At 39.7% G+C, this 17,938-nt stretch carries 19 protein-coding genes and 2 riboswitches; of the genes, 4 read left to right on the forward strand and 15 right to left on the reverse strand.

Annotated features, from left to right (window positions below; translation table 11 throughout):
- Positions 1–2: 2 nt before the first annotated feature.
- Genes IGL56_RS10665 through IGL56_RS10675 form a run of 3 tightly spaced genes read right to left on the reverse strand, consistent with a single transcriptional unit; the run spans position 3 to position 2,565 of the window.
- Positions 3–656 (reverse strand): CbiQ family ECF transporter T component, encoded by a 654-nt coding sequence (locus tag IGL56_RS10665; RefSeq protein ID WP_002362491.1) that lies wholly within the window; start codon positions 654–656, stop codon positions 3–5.
- On the reverse strand, positions 647–2,005 hold the full coding sequence (locus tag IGL56_RS10670; protein ID WP_002365067.1) for an ABC transporter ATP-binding protein: 1,359 nt from the start codon (positions 2,003–2,005) through the stop codon (positions 647–649). Before IGL56_RS10670 ends, IGL56_RS10665 begins: the two co-directional genes overlap by 10 nt.
- On the reverse strand, positions 2,002–2,565 hold the full coding sequence (locus IGL56_RS10675) for an ECF transporter S component (protein ID WP_002359429.1): 564 nt from the start codon (positions 2,563–2,565) through the stop codon (positions 2,002–2,004). The genes IGL56_RS10670 and IGL56_RS10675 overlap by 4 nt, the downstream gene beginning before the upstream one ends.
- A 104-nt stretch (positions 2,566–2,669) precedes the next feature.
- A riboswitch (TPP riboswitch) is annotated at positions 2,670–2,760 on the reverse strand.
- A gap of 179 nt (positions 2,761–2,939) precedes the next feature.
- Between IGL56_RS10675 and IGL56_RS10680 the strand changes: the two genes are divergently transcribed.
- Together IGL56_RS10680 and IGL56_RS10685 are read left to right on the forward strand one after the other, a co-directional pair.
- A complete protein-coding gene (locus IGL56_RS10680) occupies positions 2,940–3,725 on the forward strand; it encodes a TraX family protein (protein ID WP_002356353.1) in 786 nt (261 codons plus the stop codon).
- Positions 3,726–3,888: 163 nt separating this feature from the next.
- Complete coding sequence (locus IGL56_RS10685) at positions 3,889–5,250, forward strand: MFS transporter (RefSeq protein WP_002372339.1); 1,362 nt, start codon at positions 3,889–3,891, stop codon at positions 5,248–5,250.
- 68 nt (positions 5,251–5,318) lie between these two features.
- Here the strand turns inward: IGL56_RS10685 and IGL56_RS10690 are convergent, their stop codons facing one another.
- The gene (locus IGL56_RS10690) at positions 5,319–6,491 is read right to left on the reverse strand and encodes an MFS transporter (protein WP_002365069.1); all 1,173 of its coding nucleotides are present in this window, start codon (positions 6,489–6,491) and stop codon (positions 5,319–5,321) included.
- Between the two features lie 144 nt (positions 6,492–6,635).
- Here IGL56_RS10690 and IGL56_RS10695 point away from each other — a divergent pair, with 144 nt between their 5' ends.
- Entirely contained in the window at positions 6,636–6,992 is a 357-nt protein-coding gene (locus IGL56_RS10695; protein ID WP_002356348.1) for a winged helix-turn-helix transcriptional regulator, read from the forward strand.
- Positions 6,993–7,085: 93 nt separating this feature from the next.
- On the opposite strand, the gene thiD is transcribed toward IGL56_RS10695, so the two are convergent.
- The 8 genes from thiD to galE all read right to left on the reverse strand — a co-directional run bounded on the left by thiD (position 7,086) and on the right by galE (position 14,602).
- On the reverse strand, positions 7,086–7,916 hold the full coding sequence (gene thiD, locus IGL56_RS10700; protein WP_002365070.1) for a bifunctional hydroxymethylpyrimidine kinase/phosphomethylpyrimidine kinase: 831 nt from the start codon (positions 7,914–7,916) through the stop codon (positions 7,086–7,088).
- Complete coding sequence (gene thiE / locus IGL56_RS10705; RefSeq protein WP_002372340.1) at positions 7,913–8,548, reverse strand: thiamine phosphate synthase; 636 nt, start codon at positions 8,546–8,548, stop codon at positions 7,913–7,915. The genes thiD and thiE overlap by 4 nt, the downstream gene beginning before the upstream one ends.
- The gene (locus IGL56_RS10710) at positions 8,545–9,363 is read right to left on the reverse strand and encodes a hydroxyethylthiazole kinase (RefSeq protein ID WP_002372341.1); all 819 of its coding nucleotides are present in this window, start codon (positions 9,361–9,363) and stop codon (positions 8,545–8,547) included. The genes thiE and IGL56_RS10710 overlap by 4 nt, the downstream gene beginning before the upstream one ends.
- Positions 9,347–9,835 (reverse strand): energy coupling factor transporter S component ThiW, encoded by a 489-nt coding sequence (gene thiW, locus IGL56_RS10715; RefSeq protein ID WP_002356342.1) that lies wholly within the window; start codon positions 9,833–9,835, stop codon positions 9,347–9,349. Before thiW ends, IGL56_RS10710 begins: the two co-directional genes overlap by 17 nt.
- Before the next feature lie 140 nt (positions 9,836–9,975).
- Positions 9,976–10,064: riboswitch (TPP riboswitch) on the reverse strand.
- Positions 10,065–10,211: 147 nt separating this feature from the next.
- Positions 10,212–10,526: a YbaB/EbfC family nucleoid-associated protein gene (locus IGL56_RS10720; RefSeq protein ID WP_002385681.1), complete on the reverse strand. Its 315-nt coding sequence runs from the start codon at positions 10,524–10,526 to the stop codon at positions 10,212–10,214.
- A gap of 20 nt (positions 10,527–10,546) precedes the next feature.
- A complete protein-coding gene (gene dnaX / locus IGL56_RS10725) occupies positions 10,547–12,307 on the reverse strand; it encodes a DNA polymerase III subunit gamma/tau (protein ID WP_002356340.1) in 1,761 nt (586 codons plus the stop codon).
- 71 nt (positions 12,308–12,378) lie between these two features.
- A complete protein-coding gene (locus IGL56_RS10730; protein ID WP_002380784.1) occupies positions 12,379–13,629 on the reverse strand; it encodes a UDP-glucose--hexose-1-phosphate uridylyltransferase in 1,251 nt (416 codons plus the stop codon).
- Positions 13,610–14,602, reverse strand: a complete 993-nt coding sequence (gene galE / locus IGL56_RS10735; protein WP_002378649.1) for a UDP-glucose 4-epimerase GalE — start codon at positions 14,600–14,602, stop codon at positions 13,610–13,612. Before galE ends, IGL56_RS10730 begins: the two co-directional genes overlap by 20 nt.
- A gap of 267 nt (positions 14,603–14,869) precedes the next feature.
- Between galE and IGL56_RS10740 the strand changes: the two genes are divergently transcribed.
- Positions 14,870–15,037 carry a DUF3042 family protein gene (locus tag IGL56_RS10740; protein ID WP_002356337.1) on the forward strand — a complete coding sequence of 56 codons (168 nt, stop codon included), beginning with the start codon at positions 14,870–14,872 and terminating at the stop codon, positions 15,035–15,037.
- A gap of 163 nt (positions 15,038–15,200) precedes the next feature.
- Here IGL56_RS10740 and IGL56_RS10745 read toward each other — a convergent pair whose 3' ends face one another.
- The 3 genes from IGL56_RS10745 to IGL56_RS10755 form a co-directional block, all read right to left on the reverse strand.
- Positions 15,201–17,039, reverse strand: coding sequence for an FAD/NAD(P)-binding protein (locus IGL56_RS10745; RefSeq protein ID WP_002356336.1), 1,839 nt, complete (start codon positions 17,037–17,039; stop codon positions 15,201–15,203).
- A 13-nt stretch (positions 17,040–17,052) separates the two neighbouring features.
- Complete coding sequence (locus IGL56_RS10750; RefSeq protein WP_002356335.1) at positions 17,053–17,403, reverse strand: DUF488 domain-containing protein; 351 nt, start codon at positions 17,401–17,403, stop codon at positions 17,053–17,055.
- A gap of 121 nt (positions 17,404–17,524) precedes the next feature.
- Entirely contained in the window at positions 17,525–17,923 is a 399-nt protein-coding gene (locus IGL56_RS10755) for a rhodanese-like domain-containing protein (RefSeq protein ID WP_002356334.1), read from the reverse strand.
- Positions 17,924–17,938: the final 15 nt, after the last annotated feature.

Here is a 17,938-nt window from a genome sequence, read left to right on the forward strand (position 1 = left end):
CTTTACGTTAGAAAAATAAACAAATTGGTAAAAATGATGATCAAAATAGCAAGCCCAAGACTGACTTTTGCTGACACAAAATGCTCTTTTCGACTTCTAGTGGCTCCTTCTTCATAGCCATGGGCAGACATTGCTTCCGTATATTTATCTCGCCAAGAAACAGCAACGAGCAGTGTTTTAACATAAAGCATCGGCGACCAAAAATGAAACGTTTTGCCACGGAGTAGGCTTGCTTCTTTTAAATCATTAATTTCTCTTTTCACTTCCGGTAAGGCGTGAACCACCACTAAAATTCCATAAACAAAGTTTGGTGCTAGCCCCTTTTGTTCCAATAACAACAATAATTCTTCAAAATCAACGCCTACAGCAAAAGCTAGTCCTAAACCGGCAAAGGCATACGTTCGACTAAACAAAAGCCAGGCTTGTTGACTACTCGTACCATGCAAATAAATAGACCAAAACGTCCCGATTGCTGGTAAAAGTGGCAAGAAAAATAACCAAAGCAGTAAGCGGGATTTTCGCTGGCCTATTAAAAAAATGACACAACCCATAAAAACCGCCAAATTTGCTAAAATTGACTGAGAAAAAGATAATTCAAAGGTCAAAATAAGAATCAAAGAAGCATAAATTGCTGCATTTGTTTGCTTTATTTGCATGTGGTTCCCTCCTGCCAGATAATCAGTTGTTGCTGCAGCAATTCTATTCGGTAATTGCTCACGCCAGAGAGAGGTTCTAGCCGATGCGTGACGATTAGAAAATCTTGTTGCGCACTTTTTTCTTTGATCCATTCAACAAAATAATTGCATGCTCGCTCATCTAATCCAGCAAAAGGTTCATCTAAAAGTAAACAGTCCAAATCTAAGCTCAGCAAACTAATTAATTGCACCATCTTTTTTTGCCCTTCACTTAGTTGAAAAACACTGTGCTCTAGTTTTTCTTTTAAACCTAAAAAAGTTAAGGCTTCCTCTTGTTTTCTTCTTTTTTCTGCTGTCATGTTCTGACCAAACAAAAGCTCTTCTCGTAAAGTCAACGTGACAAACTGACGATTGGCTTGTTGCACCGCTAATGTCATGTGTTGATACAATTTTTTTGAAGCCCGCAAGCGGCGGCCTGCCAAGAACATTTTCCCTTGATATTTTTGTCTCTGAACGATGGCTTTTAATAAGGTGGATTTTCCCGCCCCATTTGGCCCCGTCAACGTGGTAATTCCTTTAAACAAAAGCGCTTCTTTTTCTTCAAGTAGCACTCGTTTTCCCTGAGACAAACGAAAATTTTTCAATTGGAGCATTGGTTGTTTTACCACAGAAGTTGTAAGCTGAAATGTCTGTGGTTTTGTTTTGATAAACGTCAACGGTTGCTTTTCAAACTGGCCATTTTTCAACGTGACGACTTGGTCCACAACATCAGCGTAATCGCTGAAATCGTGGTCGCACACCAAAATCGTTTTGCCTGCTTGATGGAGTCTTGCTAATATTTGAATAAATTGTTTTCGAGAGGTTGGATCAATACTTGCAAAAGGTTCATCTAATAAAAGAATATCTGGGTTCATTGCTAGCAGAACTGTCAACGCCGCTTTTTGTTTTTCACCACCAGATAACGTCGCTAATTCTCGTGTGAATAAGGTTTGAGTCTGAACAAGTTGAAGCGCTGTTTGGATTTTCCGGTTCATTTCTTCAGGCGGGATTCCTAAATTTTCTAAAGCAAAAATCAGTTCTCGTTCCAAGGTTTTCATTGTAAATTGTTGACTGGGGTTTTGAAACAGCATGCCAATTTTTTGCGCCTTTTCACGAGTTGATAATTGTCGACGTTCCATTCCTTCAATCAAAATTTCTCCTTGGTAATCAAGCGGAGCAAATCCGGCAATCAAGCGTAAGAGCGTTGATTTTCCACTACCACTATCGCCAATTAATAAGGAAAACGTTCCTTGAGGAATTGCTAAATTTGTCTTTTCAAACAAGGGTTGTTCTCGTGAAAAGGACACAGCTTTTAATTGGATACTATTCATTTTGCCTTCACAGCTAACCCTTGCGCAGACTGATACATTCGTAAAATAACTTTCGTTAAGAAAATACCAAAGAAACAAATAGAAACGAATCGAACGCTAATTAAAGCAATGTTCATCCCCAGACCGTAATTGCCATAACCAAACTTAAAGTATTCATACACATAACTAAAAATAGTCGTCCCAATCGCACTATAAAATAACGTTAGTGTATCGTACCGTTTGTAGCGTGTCACAAAAAAGCCACTTTCACTACCTAGGCCTTGAATCACACCAGAAATTAATACACTAGGTCCGAAATACGAACCATAAAGCATTTCTGCCAAAGCGGCTAAAACTTCCGCCAAAACAGCACTTCCCGCTCGTGGAATCAGCATCGCTGCAATTGGTGCCACCATGGTCCACATTCCAAATAAAAGCTCATTGGCAAATGGACTCAGGCCTAATGGTAACAGCGCAGCATTCAATAACGCATAGAGGAACCCTGCCCCCATAAAAACACCGCCAAACAAAAAGGCTAAAAAAGCGAGTAAGACGACTTGTTGCAATGACCATTTTTTCAATAAAAAAACTCCTTTCTCTTAACAAAAAGCAAAAGGAGTGACTTAAATAAACCCTGATAAAAGAAAACACACTCATCCTAGGACAGAATGAGTGCGTGAAAAATCAAAGTAAATCGGCATTTCCCTGCGACAGTACTAACTGCATCAGGTTCAATGGGTATCATCTCAGCCATAACAGCACCCCAAATGTTTTTTATTAAAATGTACTTTTACTATAGCATAGAATAACTATAAAAACTAGTCTTGGCACTTTTTTTCTTTCATCAAAAGCTGAAGAAATCAAACAATTTTGTAAGATAACTGTTAGGCAAATAAATGGTTGGTTTTTCTGGACTTTGTTATATTGTTCTTTATGAAAGAGAGGCGTTTATACTATGGGTAAAACATTAACTGGCTTTCATTTGAAAGTCATTGGGGTTATTTCAATGGTCTTTGACCATCTATTGCAATTTTTTAGTTTTTTAGGCGTGCCTGGTTGGTTCGGATGGATTGGACGAATTGCTGCACCTATTTTCTTATTTGAAAGTTCTGAAGGCTTCATTCACACAAGCAATCGGCGAAAATACATGTTCCGGTTATTGTTAGGCTTCTGGATTATGGGGATTCTGAACGGCATTTTAAATGCGTATTTTTCAACAGGTGGCTTAATTATCAATAATATTTTTGGGACGTTATTTTTAGGTACGGTCTACATGCAGTCTATGGACTATTTTAAACAAAAACAAATTGGTAAAGGGCTTCTTTGGTTTATTGTGCCTTTATTAATCAGTGCTCTACCTCTCGTTGTTTTTAGTTCTCCAGACATATTAAGCAACCCTGCTATCTTAATTGGTTTCCAAATTTTCAATCTGATTGTGCCATCACTAATGATGACAGAAGGTGGGTTTTTATTTGTTCTCTTGGCCGTAGCTTTTTATTTATTCCATGGCAAAAAGTGGTTACAAATTTCAGCAATTGGCGTTGTTGCGTTGATTTCAGCAGCCAGCTATAATTTCCAAGAACTATTCGGGGTGAACCACCAATGGATGATGATTTTAGCAGCGATTCCAATTGTTCTTTATAATGGTGAAAAAGGCCGTGGCATGCGGAATTTCTTTTATATTTTCTATCCAGCTCACATTGCTATTTTTGCAATTATTAGTTTCTTCATGCAACGTTAATTATTTTCTGCTTGACGATTGCCTAAAAAGTGTTTACAATGCAACATGTAAACAAATCGTACAGATAACACGCAAGTTGCGTGTCGAGAGAGAGGCGGTTTCTATTCTTATAGAAACTGCTTCTATTTTTTTACGAAAAAATGAAAACTATAGAGGTGATTAAATGGAACAAAAAAACGTACGATTATTCCCTGCCGTTTTAGCGACAGGAATTATGTCTTTTGCTGGCGTATTAATTGAAACAGCAATGAATGTAACCTTTCCGACATTAACAAAGGAATTTGGTGTTTCCACCGGTACCGTGCAGTGGGTGACAACGATTTATTTATTAGTTATTTCTATCATGGTGCCCTTATCCAATTATTTATTAAAAACCCATTCGTTAAGACGCTTATTTATTGTTGCGAATCTTTTCTTTTTGATTGGTTTAGCGATTGATGTCTATTCGCCATCTTTCAGTATCTTGTTATTAGGCCGACTCTTCCAAGGGGCTAGCACTGGGATTGCTTTGCCACTGATGTTTCATATTATTTTGAACTTTACCCCGCTAGAAAAACGAGGAACGATGATGGGGGTAGGCACATTGACCACTTCAATTGCTCCAGCCATTGGTCCAACGTATGGTGGAATCTTAACATCTTCCCTGTCTTGGCACGCCATCTTTTTATTCTTAATTCCTATTTTACTGCTTTCTTTGTTTATGGGATTATCTACTATTCCAGAAATACCTGTTAAAAAAACCACCACTCTTGATTTGGTTAGTTTAATTGGTATTGCCCTGTTATTTAGTGGTTTGTTGATGTTTTTAAGTAAAATTGGTACATTGTTTGGCTGGCTTTCACTTCTGGCAGCCGTTATTGGCTTTGTTATTTTTTATAAACGAGCAACAACCGCTGAACAGCCACTAGTTCGTTTGACAATTTTAAAAAATCCCGCCTTCGTTTTATTTTTATGTGGCTTTTTAGTTTGTCAATTCTTATTGTTAGGAATTTCCTTTGTCTTACCAAACTTTGTTCAAATCGTCCTTGGAAAAAATGCGTTTGTAGCTGGGCTAGTCATGCTGCCAGGTGCTACAGTCGGGGCCATTTTGGCACCACTTTCTGGACGAGTGTTGGATCAATACGGCGCTAAAAAACCTATATTATTTGGCTTAAGTTTGGCGACAATCGGTTGGCTAGCTTTAACAATTTTACTAGAGATGCCTGTTTTATTAGGATTCGTCGCTGGACATGTTACCTATATGATTGGTCTAGGTTTTGCATACAGTAATATGATGACGACTGGTATGAGCTTGTTAGAGGAGAAAGATTTTGGCGACGGCAATACGTTATTTAATACACTTCAACAATTTTCTGGCGCTATTGCGACGGCCATTGTAGCGACGATTATTAATATCGCTCAAGACCACGCAGATAATTTTGCTCAGGGGACAACGATGGGCTCACTCATTTCTCTGATTTTCTTGCTAACCTTATTAGTGATTGTTTTGATTGCTTGCTGGAATTATTTCCGCAAAAAAGCTTAAAAAAAAGCAGCTGGTCAGTTCCATAGTGACCAGCTGCTTTTTTTAGTTTTCTAAAGATAGTTGTTTTTTTATGCTTCTTGCTTCCGAATATAAAGTACGAACAAGACAGCAATTAGCACGATAAAACCACCAAAAATCGGTGTATATGTTACTGATAAATGATCTGTGACCATCCCACCTGTCATTGAGCCAACGGTAATCCCAATATTAAAGGCTGCAATATTAAAAGCTGAGGCCAAAGTGATATCTTCTGGAACATACTTTTCCGCTAATTCTACAACATATAGTTGTAAACCAGGTACATTCATAAAGGCAAATAGACCCAACATCAAACTTGCTAATAAGCCTAGAAGACTGTTATCCATTAAAACAGTAATGAATAAAAAGACTAAGGACAGAATTAATAAGCTAAACATTTTTACTAACGAATCTAAAGGTTTTTTATTTGCCCAGTGACCACCTACTGTATTGCCAATTGCGACCATTACGCCATAAACAACTAAAATAATCACTACCGCGTTGGCTGAAAAGCCTAAATTTTCCAATAACGGTGACAAGTACGTATATGCAGCAAACGTTCCACCATAACCAAAAGCAGTAATTAGAAAAGAGAAAACGAGGGGTTTGTTCGTAAAAATCCGCGTGATTCCTTTTAAGTCAACCTTCCCTGGTATCGGTAAATTTTTGGGAACTAAAAAATAACTAGCAATCAGTCCCACCAAGCCAATACTGGCTATAAAAAGAAAGGACATATGCCAAGCTGTTTGTTGCCCAATAAACGTCCCTAAAGGTACACCAGTCACTGTTGCAACCGTTAAGCCCGTAAACATAATAGCAATGGCGCTGGCACGACGTGATGGCGGCACAACATCTGCGGCAATGACAGTCGAAACAGACATGAAAATGCCATGCGCCAATGCAGAAAGTATCCGCCCTACCAATAAAATAATAAACGTTGGCGCAAACGCAGCAATTAAATTCCCACTAATGAAAAGAAGCATAATCCCCAGCATTAATGAGCGACGATTCCATTTTCCTGTCAAAATTGTTAATAACGGCGCCCCAATCGTCACACCTAAAGCGTACAAAGAAACAGTCAAACCTGCTTGGGAAAGACTAATATGAAAACTTTTAACAATCATTGGTAATAAACCCACACTAATAAATTCTGTTGAACCGATTGCGAAAGCATTGATAGCTAATGCAAAGAGCGTTAAATTTGGTGAAATTTTCTTTTCCATTCTCTTCCTCCTAAAAAACATTTGAATTTCAACAAAAATTACTATATACTAAGATTGAAATTTTGATAAGTACCTACTTTTTTGTATCATAGGTACCTTTTAGTAACTTTTGGTTATTATCAACCTATTAAGGAGGAATGTTTTTTGGAAACTCGTACATATGCGATTGGTGTCGAAGCAACGATGGATGTTATTGGCGGTAAATGGAAACCAATTATTCTGTGTAATTTACGGCACGGCGCCATGCGCCCCAGCGATTTAAAACGCGGTATTACTGGCATTAGTCAAAAAATGCTGACACAACAATTACGGGAACTCGAAGAAGACAACATTATCGAGCGGAAAGTTTACAACCAAGTTCCACCAAAAGTCGAATATTATTTAAGCGATTATGGTCAAAGCCTCTCTGCTGTCTTAGATAACTTATGTAATTGGGGAGAATCCCACGTGGCTCATTTGCAAGAACAAGGCCAAGAAATTTATTTAAAATGTGAAGATTAGTGAACAAAACGTTTATAAACTATATCAAAAAAGAGCTTTAAGCTATTTAAGAGCCTGGGGAAAAATCTAAAATGATTTTTCCCCAGGCTCTTCTTATGCTTTAATAACTTGAATATCTTGCGTTAATTGGGCCCAATGATTAGTAGGTCCGTGACCATGTCCAACAGAAATTGCTTGGCTAATGGCCCCTTGTATAAACTGTTTGCCAATCACAATCGCCGCTTCTAACGGCGTACCTTTTGCTAATTCGGCTGCGATACACGCTGAAAAAGTATCTCCTGTTCCATGAGTATTTTTCGTTACAATTCGTGGTGCACTTAGCCAAAAGCTCGAACCGTCTTCCATTAACACATAATCAGCCGCTTGTTGATTTGTGCTATGTCCGCCTTTCATAATAATATTTTTTGTGCCCAATTGTTGTAATTTTTTTGCTGCGGTCTGCATTTCTTGTTCTGTCTTGATGGTCGTCTCTAGTAAAACTTCCGCTTCTGGTAAATTAGGTGTCACGACCGTTGCTAATGGCAACAGTTTCTCTTTAATCGTTTGAACTGCCTCGGCTTCTAACAAATGATGTCCACCTTTAGCCACCATTACAGGATCGACAATCAACGGACCAAAATCAACTTTCTGCAAATTGCGAACAACAGCTTCGACACGCTCACTATCTGCTAACATCCCCGTTTTCGCTGCCCCAATTTTAAAATCAGCCGCCAGTGATTGAAATTGTGCATCAATAAATGAACTAGGAATCGGTAAGCTATCTTGCACGCCATACGTATTTTGTGCCGTCAATGCAATGACAATATTTAAGCCAAATGCCTGCCGCGCTTGAAATGTTTTTAAATCTGCTTGCATGCCAGCTCCCCCACCAGAATCAGAACCAGCAATCGTGACTACTTGTGGGGTCAAATTATATTCGGTCATTTTCTCGCCTCCAACATTCGCTCCGTTACACGCATCAACCCTTGAACTTTCTCGGCTATCTGTTCAGCCAGCATAATTTCACTGACCAGTGAAACACCAGCCACTCTCGTTCCCATAAGTTGTTCTATATTTTCTTCTTTGATTCCACCAATCGCTACAACAGGAATCGTGACTGCTGCGGCAATTTCAGAAAGTGTCTGCAAAGAAGTTAACGGACTGTCCTTAGTCGTTGTGGGGAAAATTGCGCCCACGCCTAAATAATCGGCGCCCTCGTTTTCCGCTTCAACTCCTCGTGCCACCGTTTTGGCTGAAACACCTACGATTTTTGTGGACCCAACCAGTTTTCGCACAAGAGCAACCGGTAATTCATCATCCCCTATATGCACACCTGCCGCATCCACTGCCAAGCAAATATCGACACGATCATTAATAATCAACGGAATCTGATACGCATCTGTTACCGCTTTAACTTTCACTGCTAATTCGTAAAAGCGCCGTGTTGACACTTCCTTTTCGCGCAATTGGACCAATGTCACTCCACTGCGACAAGCAGTTTCAATTCGGTTTAAAAATTCAGTATCACTAAAATCATACCGTCCTGTCACCAAATAAACTTTCAATTGCTCTCTCATAGCACTCGTCCTTTCACCGCCTCAAACCAATCCTTCTCCTTCATTAAAAGAGATAACTGATTTAACGTATTTTGGCGAAAATCGGCCAGCCCTTGGCTCTTAGTCTTGGCTTTTTCTCCGCAAAGATTAAAATAGCTCACTGCGGCTACTGCCGCAGTCATTGGCGCGTTGCCTTCACCTAATAAAGCGGCAACTAATGCGCCGACTAAATCGCCCGTGCCAGTGAAACAATCCAACTCAGGCACGCCATTTTGTAAGACAATCACTTGCTCTTGGTTAACCAAAACATCTTGAATCCCTGTTGCTAAAAATACCGTCTGGGGAAACTTTTGCGTTTGTTGACGTAAAGCTTGAATCAGCTCCTCAATTGCTTCTTCACTTTGATCCAAAGGGCTGCCGTCTACTCCTCGACCATGACTCACCAACTGGCAAAAAGTCCGCATTTCTGAAAGATTCCCTTTCACAACAGTTGGCTGATTGTGCACCAGCTTTTCCCCGACTTCATTGCGAATATCACTGGCGCCATAACCGACTAAATCGACCACGGTCGGTTTAGTCACTTGCCGAGCATAATCACTAGCTGCTAACAAGCTTTGCTCTCGTTCTTGTGATAAATGGCCTAAATTCAAAACCAAGGCACTGGTTTGCTGAAACAACTGCGGAAATTCCCGGGGATCATCTGCCATAATGGGCTTAGCATCAATATAAAGTAATGCATTCGCCATAGACTCACACGTAATTTCATTCGTAATGCACTGAATTAATGGTGCCGTTGTCAGTGGAAAAATCGTTTCAAACTTAACGCTTGTTTTCATAAAAGTACCCTCCCAAAAATAATTCCTGTGTTTGTTTAAATACTCGAGTTTCTTTCAGTTTTACTAAGACAAGCCAAGCAATCACTGAACCAATCAGTGTGGCACCAATAAATCGTGGTGTATAAATGAACCAATAAAAATTCTGCTTACTGCCAGTAAACCAAACCATTACAGGATAGGACAATAACGAGCCAATGATGCCTGTACCAAAAATTTCCCCTAGCATCGACCAGCCTAATTTTTGTCCCCATTGATAAAATAAACCAGCAAAAAACGCGCCAAAGACGGCACCTGTTAACGCTAATGGCGGAATACCTAAGAATGTCATACGGATTAAGCCGCAGACAAGTGCCATGAGCGTTCCGTAAAGAGGACCTAATAAAACTCCGGCAATAATGTTCATGACACTGGACATAGGGGCCATTCCCTCAATTCGCATTAATGGTGATAATACGACGTCCATCGCAATCATTAAAGCTAGTAACGTAACTCTGTGGATTCGATTTTTTTCCACGTAAAAAAACTCCTTTCTGCGAGAAGCAAAAGGAGGCGCGACTGAAAAAGACAGAAAAACCCAACCACAAATAAACGTAGTTGGGTGCAATAATCGGTCAAAATTTCAAGACATTTCCCTGCGCCAGTCCTAACTGTTTCAGGTTCCATGGGTATAATCTCAGCTAATAGCACCCCAAATGTTTCTCTTCAATTGGCTTTAGTATAGCATAGTTTTTTGGAAGCGACTACTAAAATTGCCAAAGAGTTTTCCCACAAAAACAGAAAAAACATCATGCCCAAAAAGTTCGATTTTTTGGGCATGACGTTTTTCATACTTTCGTTTGTCTTATTTTTTAGAATCCTGGCATTCCTTTGGTATATTTGCCTAAAGTCGCTTCAGTTTCTTTTTCAATTTTTACTAACGCATCGTTGACAGCCATAATGACTAAATCTTGTAACATCTCAACGTCTTCAGGATCAACCACGTCTTCTTTAATGGTCAAATCTTTCATTGTGCGATCACCAGTAAAGGTCGCTGTCACAAGTTGATTGGTGGCTTCACCGATAAATTCTTTTTCATTTAGCGCTTCTTGCGCTTTGGCCATTTCTTTTTGCATTTTTTGTACTTGTTTCATCATGCCTTGCATGTTGCCCATTCCTCGCATCATAATTCCTCGACTCCTTCGTATTAATCATCTAGTACTTCGACAAGCTCTTCACCAAACATAGCGATTGCTTCATCTACTACTGGATTTTCTTGTGAATGTTCATTTGTTACAGGCGGTTCGTCCGCTAGACGAGCCATTTCATTTTCAGGTTCAGAATGATTCAAACTGCCCTGATTTTGGTTAATAAAACTTTGTCTTAGTTTTGGCCAGCTTTCTCTAGTAATGCAGACCATTTCTGGTGTATAGTCCATCAAACGGCTTAAATTATTATTGAAAGCTAACTGCATCTCTTCATCGTCTGTTGCACGAGCACAAACAATCTCATAGTCAAATGCCACCACGATGCCCTTAGGACTCGCTGCGACAGGTTCACTAGCTTTGAGCATCGCTCGTTGAGTCACAGATAATGTTTGCAGTAAGTCTTCCCAGACATTTTTTACATTCATTAAATGTGTTCTAGTCGCTTCGTTTAGGACTTGATATACGCGTTCTGTGGGTACGCGGAACGAACTTTTTGGCGCTTGTGGTCGTGCTTGTTGACGTGGCGCATCTGCTTCTTTGGCAGCTACACCGTGTTTCTTTAATTCAGCCAGTTCTTTCTTCAGTTGCCCGATTTGATTTTGTAAATCTGCTAATTCTGGATTTCCCTCTGCACTACCATCTTGATTAGCTGTTTCTGGCGTGTTGTGTTTATTGGGTTGCACCGTTTTAGCTAATTTGACAGTGGCTACTTCCAGATAGATATTCGCATTGTTGGTAAAGCGGATCTCATTTTGTGTGTCACTTAAAATTTGGATTAGTTGGTAGATTTTTTCAGCAGGCGTTTGTGTAGCTAGTTCCTTAAATGCTTCTGTCAAAGTTCCTGCTTTTTCTGCTAATAACTTCGGTGCTTGCTGATACATCAGTAAATCTCGACAATATAATAACAAATCTTCTAAGAAACGGCGCGCTTCTTTGCCTTCGCCTAAAATACTTTCCAAACCTTCTAATGCTCGTTCAACATCACCGGCGACACAACACTGAATATAATGATCCATCATTTCATAGGTTAGGCTGCCTGTCACTTGCATTGCATCTTCCAGTGTTACTTTTTCATCACTAAAGGAAATCGTTTGATCCAAGATACTCAAGGCATCTCGCATCCCACCTTCCGCAGCACGCCCAATCACATAAAGGGCTTGTTCCTCATAATCGAGAGCCATTTCCTGCATGATATGGGCCATATGATCGACGATATCTTGCGTACTAATTCGCTTAAAATCAAAGCGTTGCGTCCGTGAGATAATCGTTAACGGAATCTTGTGTGGTTCAGTCGTTGCTAAGATAAAAATAACATTTTGTGGCGGTTCTTCCAAAGTTTTTAAAAGTGCATTGAACGCGCCTGTTGATAGCATATGAACTTCATCAATAATATAAACTTTGTACTCGGCTTGTGTCGGTGCATACTTTGCTTTATCACGAATATCACGGATTTCTTCCACGCCATTATTACTCGCCGCATCAATTTCAATGACATCATTTAAACGACCTTCCGTAATGGCTACACAGGTTTCACAAACATTACAAGGTTCACCATCTTGACTATGTTTACAGTTAATCGCTTTAGCGAAAATTTTTGCGGCACTGGTTTTACCTGTACCACGAGGGCCAGTAAATAAATAGGCATGAGATGTTTTCTTTTGCACTATCGCATTTTTCAGTGTCTGAGTAATTGCTTTTTGTCCTACTACGTCATCGAAACGTTGTGAACGCCAGACCCGATAAAGTGCTTGATAAGCCATTTTTTACCCTCCCTTATTTTTCATTCTTATCTATTATACGTGATTTTTAGTCATTCGGCATCTTTTTTCTTTTAATGAGTCACTGGCGCAACCATTGCTAAAAAAGCCGCTTTTCCTTCACTTGTTTCTGCAAACGCACTGGCTTCTTTTAATCGCTGTTGATACGCTGAAGCGACAGTTTCAAGTGCCTGCGTTTTCTGGTTGTTCCAAGTCGTTAAACCTTGGACTTCTGCTAACGTTAACGAAGGCTTTGCTTGAGGTCGACTAAAAATTAAGTCCATGACATATAAAAGTTCTTTTCGTCGTGCAACGATTTGTATCTCATCCGTTGGCAGTTTCAGCATTTGCCATTGCTCAAAAATATCATTTGCGGCTTGGGCAACTTCTGACGCATTCGGTCCCTCTAGGCGAAATGTCGCAACTGGCCAATTCACCATTCCTGCGTTGATTAAAGGATAGTTAGCTAACTCAACATATTCTGAAATGCTCGCTTCGGCTAATGGAAATTGTTGCAAACCCGTTTGATAATAGACATGCTCATTTTGTTCAAAGTCAGCATCAATCCCAGCAAAATAATGAGGAAAGACCTCAACAATTTTCAACAATTGCTGAAAAGTCTTAATTGAACGTTTCGCTGACTGATGTTTTTCAAACGCAATCACACCTTGTTGCTGATATTGTGCCTGTTTTACAAAGGAAAATCCCCAGCTTTCGCCATCTAAGTTCATTCGAATCACTCGATGGTTCGTAGTCGCAGGAAATTGCTGACTTCCCTGGTAGCCTTCTGTTGCCATGCACCATTCACAGCGGGGATAGCTTTGTGCAGAGAGCGTTGCTTTTGACGCCTCACTGTGGACCTTATTTGCTAAAAAATCACCATAGACTGTTGAAAAAACAACAGGTTCTTCCTGTTCAATGACCGTACCGTTTTTTTGACAAAGTTGGTAAAAATACTCGGTAGCCTCTTGTGGCTCTTTGGCATAATGTTGTGCAAAAAAAGCATTAACCACAGAAGGTGGCGGTGTTAACAAATCCATCAATTGCACCATGAACTGTTCTTTTTGTTGCTCTGTTTTTACAAGTTGGTTGGCACTCGCAACTTGACACAATTGTTCCGCCAAATCAGCGGCGGGTGTTGCCACAGGCCGTATGTCTACTTCGCCTAATTCTTGTTCACCAATCATTGATAATAAACGGTTCTGAAGATATAAGCGATCCAATTCCATCCAACCACCTGCTTGAATAGCAAGTGTGGTAAAATCGGCAATCATTTGACTCGTGGTCATCGATTCATTCCTCCTATTACTTTTCTTGATATCCATGTGGATGAGCTTGATGCCATTGCCAAGCGGTGGCGATAATATCCTTGACCTCAGTTACTTCTGGTTGCCAGCCTAAAACTCGTTTGGCTTTTTCACTAGAAGCAATTAACGTACTAGGATCCCCTGCTCGGCGTGGCGCGATTGTCGCAGGAATTTCTTGACCTGTCACTTCGCGTGCAGCATCTAACATTTCTTTAACAGAATAGCCGTTGTTGCTACCCAGGTTAAAGACGTCACTTTCGCCGCCATTTTTCAAATATTCTAAAGCCAAAATATGTGCTGCAATCAAGTCTTCAATATAAACATAATCTCGAATGCACGTGCCATCTGGTGTATCATAATCATCCCCAAAAATACTTAGCTCTGCTCGTTGGCCCAATGCCACTTGTAAAATAATTGGCACAATATGCGTTTCTGGCGTGTGATCCTCACCAATTGAGGCATCTTTTTTTGCTCCTGCAACATTAAAATAACGCAAAGCAACATATTTCATTCCATAAGCGTTGTCGCACCATTTCATGATTTTTTCCATCATTAATTTACTTTCCCCATACGGGTTTTTAGGATTCGTTGGGGTTTCTTCTGTAATAGGCATTGCTTTTGGTTCGCCATAAGTGGCCGCTGTGGAAGAAAAAACAATGTGTTTCACTCCGAATTCTTGCATAACTTCCAAGGCAATTTGAGTGCCGTGAACATTGTTATTGAAATACATTAACGGTTGCTCCACGGATTCTCCTACTAAAGAATTGGCCGCAAAGTGCAACACCCCTTCAATTGATTCTTTTTCAAAGACACTACGTAAAAAAGCTTTATCACGAATATCGCCTTCATAGAAAGTCGCTTGTTCATGAACTGCTGAACGATGCCCCGTTAATAAATTATCAACAACCACAACGGCATAGCCTTTTGAAATTAATTGATCAACGGCATGTGAGCCAATGTAGCCTGCGCCACCTAATACTAAAATAGACATAAATACGCTCCTTTTACTCTCTAATTTCTTTTTCTATTGTACCATTAAATAAGGTTTACTTCTGAATTATTTCATTTTGTAAACAGGATTTAATTTGGCCATTTCTCCTTATTCATTTTTCCTATAAAAATACAGAAAAGACTTGGTAAATTTTAACAAATCTCTAAATTAGTCGTAGAGTTTATGAAAAATCATTGTAACTATTGGATTTTTTTGCTTTTTTCCGTCATAATAGAAACAAATACAATTTGAAAGAAGGAATGAACGATGAAAAAATTTGTATCAGGTATGTTAGTCGGTACTGCTATCACAGTTGCTGCTTTAGCCGGTGTGGCTACAACTATTAAAAAAACAGTCATTGATCCAATTGAAGAAAAAGAAGATATGATTGAAGAAAACCGTAAAAAAGCGATGCGTAAACGTATTGCACGTTAAAAAATAGCTGTGACGTTGAGATAAAAAATCTAACGCCAAGAAATCAACAGAAGCGCTTCTGGCTCTGTTGATTCTCTTAAGCATAACAAGTGGTCATCCATCAAAGCGATGGATGACCACTTGTTATGCTTTCTTTTTTTACCAAAGGAGCTGACTATTTTTCTTAACTATTAAAAATAGTGGCAGCAATCCGATCCATATCGCGCATATTCCAAGGATCCACACCAGGACGAGCTGCAGCGGCTGTTAACCAATGAATCCCTTCTGTTGGAATACCACAACTAAAAAGGCCTGTCGCCACCTGTCCATCTTTTGTGATGACTTGATTCGTGGCAGGCACAATCAAGAGTGCACCTGTTTTGACTATTTGACCATCGGCTAATGCCAGTTGATGGAGCGTAGCTAGCTTATCGGCTAACAACTGCCTCGTTAAAGGATTCAAACTTTTTTCATTATTGACTTTGGGAATGCGCGCTTCAATTAAAAAGTGACTATTATACCGATTTTCCGGAAACAAATTAGCATAAGTAATAAATTGACCCGCTTTCATTTCGACACGCATTTCTGGCCCCAGAATCGTGACTAATCCCAGTTCAACTAACGCCTGTAGCTCTTCTGTTCTTTCAACAGAAGGTCCCACTGACAAAAAGGTATTCAACGGGGTAAACCAATGCCACAACCACTTTTGACTCTCGTCATTCGTTAATAACCCCTCATCCAAAACAAAGCGAATCTGATCTCTTAAATCTTTTAAACTGTCTAAAGCAGTGGTCAAAGGACCGCTAAGATTGCCTTTCTCTGCTTCTTGAATATCCCATTTTAAATACTCTAGTAAAAACGAACGAAAACTTTCATGAGTGGTTTTCTTTGTTTCAGGATGTTCTAACGCTTGCCAATCAAACCAATCTTGTTTTTCAAAGTGGGCTAAGCTTTCCGGCGCTCCCTTGGTTTGAATAAACAGCTGTTGAAAGGCCTCTTTAGAAAGATGCGGATATTTTTCTTCGATTAAGCAAGTGTAATACACATATTCCACTTCTTTTTTTAAATACCCAAAAAACTCTGCGCCTGTAACCTGTCCTTTTTTACGACATTCAGCTAAATACGTTTCGGTTAAAAAAACAGGCTGATAGGCTTCCCCGTAGCCTTTTTGATTAATCCCTCGAGGATGAGAAGGAAAACCGCGACCAGAACCAGCAATAATAATAGGCTCTCTTCCAGAAGGTTCATAACGTAAGCGGCCATTTTGACGAGAAAAAACACCCCCGCGGCCAATCGTCAAGGCAGATAAATAGTCAAAAAATGCCAAACCTAAGCCTTTTAACACAACGGGTTGTTTTGCGGGTATATTGGCAAGTGCCAATAAAGCATCCGCCGCATTTTTAGGAGAAGAATAAAACAAACGATGCTCCTTGGCGTAGTCCGCCAGCTCTTGTTCAACAGTCGTTAATTCATTTTCTTGGTGACCCAAAGCTAAAATTACTTTGTCTGCCGTAAACTCAATGGATTGAGTATACACATAATAGTTATCCTCTCCTGCCCGCACAGCAGTTACTGGCTCTTTAAAAAACGTCAGCGATGTTTGTTCGTTACACCGCGTGGCTAAATACGTATAAAACCATTTTTGGTACATGCCATAAAAAGCCCTCGAGCAGTGATCATTCGGTCCAAGGCGATGACATTCTTTCAACAACTCAAGATAATTATAGGGTTGTTGCTGTTGAATGTACTGCGCAGCTTCTGTTTGGGTCCACTCATAGAGAGTGGGTCCCTTGACAATTGGTCCTTCGCCACTAAAAGATTCATCTGTAAATAAAGTGACTTGGCTAATCACGGTGTTCATTAATAAATAATTAGGTTGCTCTGCTCGCCAAATTTTCCCACCTGGACCGTATGGATCAAACAACGTGAGCTGAACATTTATTTCCGTTTTACGAGCCCATTCAATGACTCGTTCTGCAGCTGATAAGCCTCTGGGTCCAGCACCTACAATTGCAATTTTCATCCAATCACCTACTCTATTTTTCTAATAATTCTTTTAAGACAACCGCTTGATTATGCACTGTATCTTTCGCCCCATAGACCAGCGTGACTACTGGCTGATTTTTTACAATCGTCTGTAACTGCTTAAACGCTGTGGCAGTTGGCTCGTGTTTCAATTCTTCTTGGTATTTTTGTTTAAACTTGGGATATTTATTTGCTTCATGATTAAACCATTTCCGTAGCTCTGTACTTGGGGCCACTTCTTTGAGCCATTCATCTAACTTTTCAGATTCCTTGGATTTTCCTCGTGGCCAAATACGGTCAACTAAAACACGGTAGCCATCTTGCTCTGTCGGTGCTTCATATGCTCGCTTGATTTGAATCATCTGCCTTCACCTCTTCTCTTTATTGTAGCTCAAAAAGTGAGGACTGACAAAAAGCAACATCTCTATTAAGCTTTCCTATACAAAAAGAGTTGGTCTCAATGAAGACCAACTCTTTTTGTTATTAACTATTTCTCTTTTTCACTTTCCCAGTCCAGCCATCATAGCCGCCTTTTAAAATATAAATATCAGTATAGCCATTTTTGCGTAATAAATTAGCTGCTCGGATACTTAAAGCTTTCTTCTGATCATAAAGATAAACAGGTTGATCCTTACGAAGAGAACCAATTGTTGTTTTTAACATGCTGTATGGCATGCTGCGCGCCCCTAAAATATGCCCAGCATCAAATGTATCTTTCTCACGAACGTCAATCACTTGTGCTTTACGCATTGTTTCTTTAAATTCTTCTTCCGTCAGCATTTTTGCTGAACGTTTCACCATAATTTTCAAATATAATTCATTGAATACCATCGCTAGTACAATAACTAGCAAAATGCCATTGATTACCCATAAAATACTCATTCTAAAAAGCCCTCT

The organism is Enterococcus sp. DIV1316a, assembly GCF_050536915.1.
Lineage (GTDB): Bacteria > Bacillota > Bacilli > Lactobacillales > Enterococcaceae > Enterococcus > Enterococcus faecalis.

Excerpts from the sequence above, each read along its gene's own strand:
- IGL56_RS10670 (WP_002365067.1), bottom strand. The coding sequence starts at position 2,005 with ATGAATAGTATCCAATTAAAAGCTGTGTCCTTTTCACGAGAACAACCC.
- thiD (WP_002365070.1), bottom strand. The coding sequence starts at position 7,916 with ATGACCGAATATAATTTGACCCCACAAGTAGTCACGATTGCTGGTTCT.
- galE (WP_002378649.1), bottom strand. The coding sequence starts at position 14,602 with ATGTCTATTTTAGTATTAGGTGGCGCAGGCTACATTGGCTCACATGCC.
- IGL56_RS10755 (WP_002356334.1), bottom strand. The coding sequence starts at position 17,923 with ATGAGTATTTTATGGGTAATCAATGGCATTTTGCTAGTTATTGTACTA.
- IGL56_RS10665 (WP_002362491.1), bottom strand. The coding sequence starts at position 656 with ATGCAAATAAAGCAAACAAATGCAGCAATTTATGCTTCTTTGATTCTT.
- IGL56_RS10745 (WP_002356336.1), bottom strand. The coding sequence starts at position 17,039 with ATGAAAATTGCAATTGTAGGTGCTGGACCCAGAGGCTTATCAGCTGCA.
- IGL56_RS10710 (WP_002372341.1), bottom strand. The coding sequence starts at position 9,363 with ATGAAAACAAGCGTTAAGTTTGAAACGATTTTTCCACTGACAACGGCA.
- thiW (WP_002356342.1), bottom strand. The coding sequence starts at position 9,835 with ATGATTGCGATGGACGTCGTATTATCACCATTAATGCGAATTGAGGGA.
- IGL56_RS10720 (WP_002385681.1), bottom strand. The coding sequence starts at position 10,526 with ATGATGCGAGGAATGGGCAACATGCAAGGCATGATGAAACAAGTACAA.
- dnaX (WP_002356340.1), bottom strand. The coding sequence starts at position 12,307 with ATGGCTTATCAAGCACTTTATCGGGTCTGGCGTTCACAACGTTTCGAT.
- IGL56_RS10680 (WP_002356353.1), top strand. The coding sequence starts at position 2,940 with ATGGGTAAAACATTAACTGGCTTTCATTTGAAAGTCATTGGGGTTATT.
- thiE (WP_002372340.1), bottom strand. The coding sequence starts at position 8,548 with ATGAGAGAGCAATTGAAAGTTTATTTGGTGACAGGACGGTATGATTTT.
- IGL56_RS10740 (WP_002356337.1), top strand. The coding sequence starts at position 14,870 with ATGAAAAAATTTGTATCAGGTATGTTAGTCGGTACTGCTATCACAGTT.
- IGL56_RS10730 (WP_002380784.1), bottom strand. The coding sequence starts at position 13,629 with ATGGATATCAAGAAAAGTAATAGGAGGAATGAATCGATGACCACGAGT.
- IGL56_RS10750 (WP_002356335.1), bottom strand. The coding sequence starts at position 17,403 with ATGATTCAAATCAAGCGAGCATATGAAGCACCGACAGAGCAAGATGGC.
- IGL56_RS10690 (WP_002365069.1), bottom strand. The coding sequence starts at position 6,491 with ATGGAAAAGAAAATTTCACCAAATTTAACGCTCTTTGCATTAGCTATC.
- IGL56_RS10685 (WP_002372339.1), top strand. The coding sequence starts at position 3,889 with ATGGAACAAAAAAACGTACGATTATTCCCTGCCGTTTTAGCGACAGGA.